The following is a 6,006-nucleotide window of genomic DNA, read 5'->3' as shown; positions in this document are numbered from 1 at the left end:
GGGGTGAGCGACGATGACCATCGCCGATTCGGGAAAGTAGGTTTTGGAGTTGTTCATCAAATGAAAGTGATCGGTGAATAGTGAACAGTGAACAGTTTACTGATCACTGTTCACCGTTCACTTCACAAGAGGGGTCTCGCCGCTGATCAGGATCAGCACGTCCATATCACGGCGGTAATACATGCCATCCACGGTTTGGGCCGGGTCGGGCACAGATATTTTGCTGAAGCCGATGCCTTTATGGGCGGCTTTGTTCAGCACCATCGGCTCGTCGGCGCGCTTCAGCACTAGCACCCAGGTCTTGAAGCTGACCTGCGGCCAGATTTTTTTGGCGGCCTCAATTTGCGAGTCGTTGATCAGAAAATATTTTCGGGGAGCGTCGGGCATGGGCTAATTGTAACCGGGTTCACAGGGAGGTCAACGGATTGAACGTATTCAACGTATAGATCAAATCCGGTCAATCTGTTTAATCCGTTGACCCTTTTGAAGCGGCCTGGACGAAAGCTTCAAACAACCGGCGGTGTTCCGGCAGGTGCGGCAGGCACTCCGGGTGCCACTGCACGGCCAGGGCAAACGGATGATGAGGGATTTCGACGGCTTCCACCAAACCGTCGGGTGAACGGGCAGTGACGGCCAGGCCGGCGGCAACGTCCTTGATCGCCTGATGATGCAGACTGTTGACGCCGATCACGGGTTGGCCGACGATGCGGGCCAGAGCCGATTCTTCTTCAACCTTGATCTCGTGGGGACATCGGGTTGCGTATTCGGCGCTCGGGTAAGTGTGGCGGATCGCGTTTGGATATTCGCCAATGTCGCGATAGAGCGTGCCGCCGAGGGCGACGTTGAGGACTTGCGCTCCCCGGCAAATGCCAAACAACGGCCTCACTTGATCGTCGGCAGTTGCCCACCGCGTTAGCGCGAACTCGGTTCGATCGCGCTCTGCATCCACGCCGCCCATCGTCTCGTGCGATTCTGCGCCGTATCGAACCGGGTCAATGTCGCCGCCGCCCGAAAGAAGCAGGCCGTCGAGTTGAGCGTACAGGCCGCGCAGAGTGCCCTCGCTCAGGCCGAGTGGAATAAGGACGGGCAGGCCGCTCGCGCGTTCGACGGATTGCACAATCGCTTCCAGCAGTTCGTCGAGTTCGGCGCGGTCGGGTGCGGTTTTGGGGTGAACGGTGATGCCGATGAGGGGAGAGGGCATGGAGCGAATTATAACGGCTGAATGAACTCGATGCGGTTGCCAAATGGATCGCGAATTTCAAAGCGACGGTAGCCGGGAATGGGAACCGACTCTTGAATGGCGACTCGGTACTGCCCCAGCCGTTTCCGCCACGCTTCGAGGTCGGCTACTTCGTAGGCCAGGTGCGCTTTCGTCGCATTGCGATCCACGCCGTCCTCTGTTCCCACGTGCAGTTGCTGTCCGCCAACTTGCAGCCAGAAGCCGCCGCGCCCTTGCAGTGAGTCGGGCTTCTCGGTCTCGCGCAGGCCCAGCACGCCGCAATAAAACTGGCGGCCTGCCTCTTCTGCGCCAGCCGGGATCGTGATTTGGGCGTGGTGCAGGCGGGCGATGGTTGGCACGGCGAGCGGGACGGGCGCAAAGTCGGCGAAGGTTTTGCCGTCGAGGTAATCGGGGAAGGTGTGGACGCCGGTGATCTGCAAGTAGCACCGCTCCGGCTGTTTATCCCAGCCTCGGGCCAGCCCGATGCGAAGATAAGTGTTGCCCGACCTGAGCGTCGAGGTGAGTTGGGCTGAGATGTCGTTTGGAGCGCGGTCGGCTTTGCGTTGCGCGTCGCAGTAGTAGCGAAAGGCTAGGTCGGTGATTTTCAGGCGGTAGGTGAACCCGCCGTTGTCCATAAACTCAAGGCGGTAGTCCCACTTGCCCTCGCGCTGTTCGTGAATGGCTTTGTTGATCGAGCGCGGCTGGATCGTGCCCAGCGACCGCGGCCCCTGGCCGTCAATCACGTAGTAGCCCAGGTCGTGATAAATCGGCTGTTCAAAGATGGCGGTCACATCAGAGGAAAGAGATTTGTCGAGCGTAGTCTGCCTTTGCGCCTCGTCGGCCTGCTTCACGAAGCGCACCGAGGCCGGGTCGTAGCGCCAGTCTTCGGTGTGCGGCGGCTCGGGCTTGTGGCCCAGAAAGTTGTACTCGACGACGGCGAACGGAAAGACGACCGGCTTGCCCTTCACCAGCAGACTTGATTCAGAGATGCCGGTGTGAGGCAAGACCGGGCGGATACACTGGCCGCTTTCGTCGTAACCGGCCACGCACACCCGGCCAGCTTGCATGCGAGTCAGGTCGGTGATGGTGAGCAACTTTTTCATAGCGTCTGGGCGAATTGGCAATTCGCCCTACAAATGGACAATCTCCACGCCCGGCCAATGGGCGGCCAGCCTCTCGGCAACGAGGCGGCGGTGGCACTGTTCGGGCGTGGCTTCACTGCACAGCAGGCACGAGGCCAGCGCTTCAAACTCGTCGCGGTTGATGACAGCCGGAACATCCCGCTCGTCCATCAACTGCTCGAAGCGAGTCTCGTAACGCGGCCAGTCGTCGTCGGTTCTGTAGTCTTTGAGAATTTCTTTGGTCGGGGCCAGAAGAGGCAGATGAACATACTGGCAACCGGCGGCCAGTTCGCGGAGGAAGTAGGGCAGGTCTTCCTGCTTGGCGAAACCGGAGAGCTGGCCGCCGGGGCTGAGGCGGATGTCCACCAGGCGTTGCACGCCGCGAGTCTCCAGCAATCCAAAAAACTCTTCGGCGCGTTTTTGGGTGAAGCCGATTGTATAGAGTTTCATAAAAGCGGCGGTTGTTCCCCCTCCGCCTCGTCCACCGATTTGAGCAGTGACGCTGCATTGAACACCACGCCGTCGCCGCGAATGTGTTGCACGGTCACGTCCGGGTGCTCGCGCAAAATATATTTGGCGATCAGGTGGTGGCGGTGGCAGTCCGCCGGATTCTCTTCACTGCACAGGATGGCTGTCGTGCCCTCGTCGGCGATTTCGAGCAGGCGGGCGACGGCTTTGACGAACCACTCGCGCTTCATCACTTCTTGATAGTCCACTTCGTGCAGATAGTCCGCGCCCTCGGCGGGCAGGGTCTTGGACTTATAGCAGGTCGGGTCGGAGGGGCGGCCACCCAGAAATTTGCCGGCGAAGACGTATTGAATCTCGCGGCGGGGCAGTTCTTGTTCGAGATTGCTTTTGTTGAAGTGCGGGTTGTAGCGGCTGGCCGGAGCGGTGCGCACGTCCACCAGCGTCATCACCCCGTTCGCTTCCAGCAGGCGGATGAACTTGTCGAGGCTGTGGTTGCTGTGGCCGATGGTGAGAAGCTTCATGGGCAACGGCAGTATACCACTGCGTAACTTTTGTCCCGCTTTTGCGGTTTACTGGCTATAATACTTTCACCTCAACGCCACGCAACGGCACACAGAGTCGAGCCTGTAGCAAAGTTCCGGCTACAGCCTCGACTCTTGTCTTTTGCCAACACTAGCCAGACTTCCGAAATCTCTGAGATTTCGGAAGTCTGAGTCAAACATCAGAAGGAGATTTATCAAATGAAAATTTCTTTTGGTGGCCGTGCCCTGATCCTGGGCTGCGGGTCGGTGTCGCGCTGTCTCCAGCCGCTCATCCTGCGGCACTTCGAGATGGACTTCTCGAAACTGACGGTGATGGACTTTGAAGACCTACGTCACGCCATCCCCGAAACGCTGGCGGCGGGCGCGAAGTACGTGCAGGATCGAGTCACCCGCGAAAACCTGCCAACACTGCTGGGCCAATATGTTGGCTCCGGCGATCTGCTGATCGATCTGGCCTGGAACATTGACTGCGGCGAGATCATGCAGTGGTGTCACGACCACAACGTGCTGTATCTGAACACCTCGGTTGAGTTGTGGGATCCTTATGAAGATGCGGGCGCGATCTCGCCTGCTGATCGCACGCTCTACGTGCGCCACCTGGAGTTGCGCCGCCGTGTCAGTGGGTGGCGTGATCCCGGCCCGACCGGAGTCGTGGAGCATGGCGCAAACCCCGGATTGGTGAGCCACTGGACGAAAGCCGCCCTGCTCGACATCGCCGAAGACATACTCAAGAAAGACGGCCTCGACCCGAATCGCAAGACCGCGCTCGAAAGGCACCTGGCCGACACAGACTATGCCCGGCTGGCGATGACGACCGGCGTCAAAGTCATCCACGTTTCCGAGCGCGACACGCAAATTAGTGACAAGCCGAAAGAGGTGGATGAGTTTGTGAATACTTGGTCAGTGGCCGGCTTCCACGAGGAAGGCGTGGCCCCGGCAGAGATGGGTTGGGGCACGCACGAGAGGCGGCTTCCCCTGAATGCCCACGTTCACCATCACGGCCCGTGCAACCAAATCTGTCTGGCCCAAATGGGCATGAACACTTACGTGCGCTCGTGGGTTCCGCTCGGCGGCGAGATCATCGGCATGGTCGTGCGGCACGGCGAAGCCTTCACCATTTGCGACCATCTGACCGTGTGGGAAAACGATAAGCCAATCTATCGCCCGACCGTGCATTACGCCTACCTGCCCACCGACGCCGCCATTGCCTCACTGCACGAGTTGAAGATGCGAAGCTACGAGCTTCAGCCCCGACAGCGGATCATGAACGACGAGATCACGGGCGGCATAGACGAGTTGGGCGTGCTTCTGCTTGGCCACGACCTGAACGGCTGGTGGACGGGCTCGCAGTTGGACATTCACGAGGCGCGCAAACTTGTACCGGGCCAGAGCGCGACGACGCTACAAGTAGCCGCCTCGATTCTGGGAGCCGTGTTCTGGATGATCCGCAACCCGCGCCAGGGCTTCAACGTGCCAGACGACTTGCCGCACGACCAAGTGCTGGAAATCTCCAACCCCTACCTCGGCCCGCGCCCCTCGATCCAAACCGACTGGACGCCGCTCAAGAACCGCTTCGACCCGTTCGAGCGCTGGAAAGACAAAGGGCGGCCCGCCGAGGAGGATGTTTGGCAGTTTGAGGCGTTTGTGGCGTTTTGAAGGCGATCATTGACACTAAAAATCTGCGGCTATCTCAATTTGGTCGCCGTAGATTTTTTAATGATCACACCCTTGACAAACATACCGGTTAGTCGTATCATAAAATTATAACGATACGCTATACCAAAGGAGAGTACCGTGACAACCGATCCGCTTGATGCTATTTTTGTAACCACCGAAGAGTTGGAAGGCGAACTTCGAGAAAAGCTTGCCAAAATGATATTGCCTTTTGTCAGGATTAATCCTGAAAAAGGAACAATTAGCTTCAATTTGACCGGGCAAAAGCTTGCCACTAAGCAGAAGGTTTTGATTTATCTGCTTTCTCGCCTTGCTCTATCTACTCGCAACCCGGAATTTCAGGCTACAGTCCTACCCAAGAACATTGAATCTGAAACAGAGCTTCCGGGCGGAACTGTCAGGCCGAAGCTTACTGAATTGATACGGGAAAAGGTAGTTTTCCAAGACGATCAAGGGCGATATTCTGTGCGGTCATCCTCTATTCATAAGTCTTGGGCAATTCTCGAAAGTGCCATTCCGAAAGAATGACGCAACTATAACTATAACAACAGGAGATAATCAGTGACAACCCAACTCTTTAGTTCAACGCCTTCTTGGGAAGAAATAGCATCTACATTAGCTCGCGACGCCAGCGACACTATGCGCCTCATGGTCGCAATTTATCATCGGTTTGAGAACGAAGGGGCCGATAGCACGGACATCGGAACAGTTTTGAGAGACTATTTTCGACGTGCGCGCTGGCCTCGCCCCACAAATTTGCCTGCGACAGCCAACTATTGTGCAAGCAAGGGATGGCTCTCTGAAGCAGGTAAACCTGAAGGCCGGAAGCTTTGGCGTATTACGGAATGTGTCAACCCTTTGAGACAACTTGGTTGGGAATTTAGTGTAGATCGTCCGTGTCTACACCAGTAGTTTTCGGCAAGTCAGCCGGGGCAGCCAGCGTCACCTGCGGCGGGTTGATCCAGACCGCCGTCGGTAAGGC

General features: G+C 57.5%; 7 protein-coding genes. 2 read left to right on the top strand and 5 right to left on the bottom strand.

Annotated features, from left to right (window positions below):
- Nucleotides 1-117 precede the first annotated feature (117 nt).
- The 5 genes from HYZ49_15060 to HYZ49_15040 form a co-directional block, all read right to left on the bottom strand.
- Nucleotides 118-387, bottom strand: coding sequence for a hypothetical protein (locus HYZ49_15060; protein MBI3243601.1), 270 nt, complete (start codon nt 385-387; stop codon nt 118-120).
- Nucleotides 388-466: 79 nt separating this feature from the next.
- Nucleotides 467-1,201, bottom strand: coding sequence for a gamma-glutamyl-gamma-aminobutyrate hydrolase family protein (locus tag HYZ49_15055; GenBank protein MBI3243600.1), 735 nt, complete (start codon nt 1,199-1,201; stop codon nt 467-469).
- 8 nt (nt 1,202-1,209) lie between these two features.
- Nucleotides 1,210-1,854 carry a VOC family protein gene (locus tag HYZ49_15050; GenBank protein MBI3243599.1) on the bottom strand — a complete coding sequence of 215 codons (645 nt, stop codon included), beginning with the start codon at nt 1,852-1,854 and terminating at the stop codon, nt 1,210-1,212.
- 495 nt (nt 1,855-2,349) lie between these two features.
- Entirely contained in the window at nt 2,350-2,790 is a 441-nt protein-coding gene (locus HYZ49_15045; protein ID MBI3243598.1) for a DUF488 domain-containing protein, read from the bottom strand.
- Nucleotides 2,787-3,329: a DUF488 domain-containing protein gene (locus HYZ49_15040; protein ID MBI3243597.1), complete on the bottom strand. Its 543-nt coding sequence runs from the start codon at nt 3,327-3,329 to the stop codon at nt 2,787-2,789. The genes HYZ49_15045 and HYZ49_15040 overlap by 4 nt, the downstream gene beginning before the upstream one ends.
- A gap of 219 nt (nt 3,330-3,548) precedes the next feature.
- On the opposite strand from HYZ49_15040, the gene HYZ49_15035 reads away from it, so the two are divergent.
- Nucleotides 3,549-5,006: a homospermidine synthase gene (locus HYZ49_15035; GenBank protein MBI3243596.1), complete on the top strand. Its 1,458-nt coding sequence runs from the start codon at nt 3,549-3,551 to the stop codon at nt 5,004-5,006.
- Between the two features lie 138 nt (nt 5,007-5,144).
- Nucleotides 5,145-5,552, top strand: coding sequence for a hypothetical protein (locus HYZ49_15030; protein ID MBI3243595.1), 408 nt, complete (start codon nt 5,145-5,147; stop codon nt 5,550-5,552).
- Nucleotides 5,553-6,006 lie beyond the last annotated feature (454 nt).

It is taken from the genome of Chloroflexota bacterium (assembly GCA_016197225.1).
Classification (GTDB): Bacteria; Chloroflexota; Anaerolineae; order Anaerolineales; family VGOW01; genus VGOW01.
Note: the sequence above shows the minus strand (reverse complement) of the source record. Positions and strands in the feature narration are given on the sequence as shown.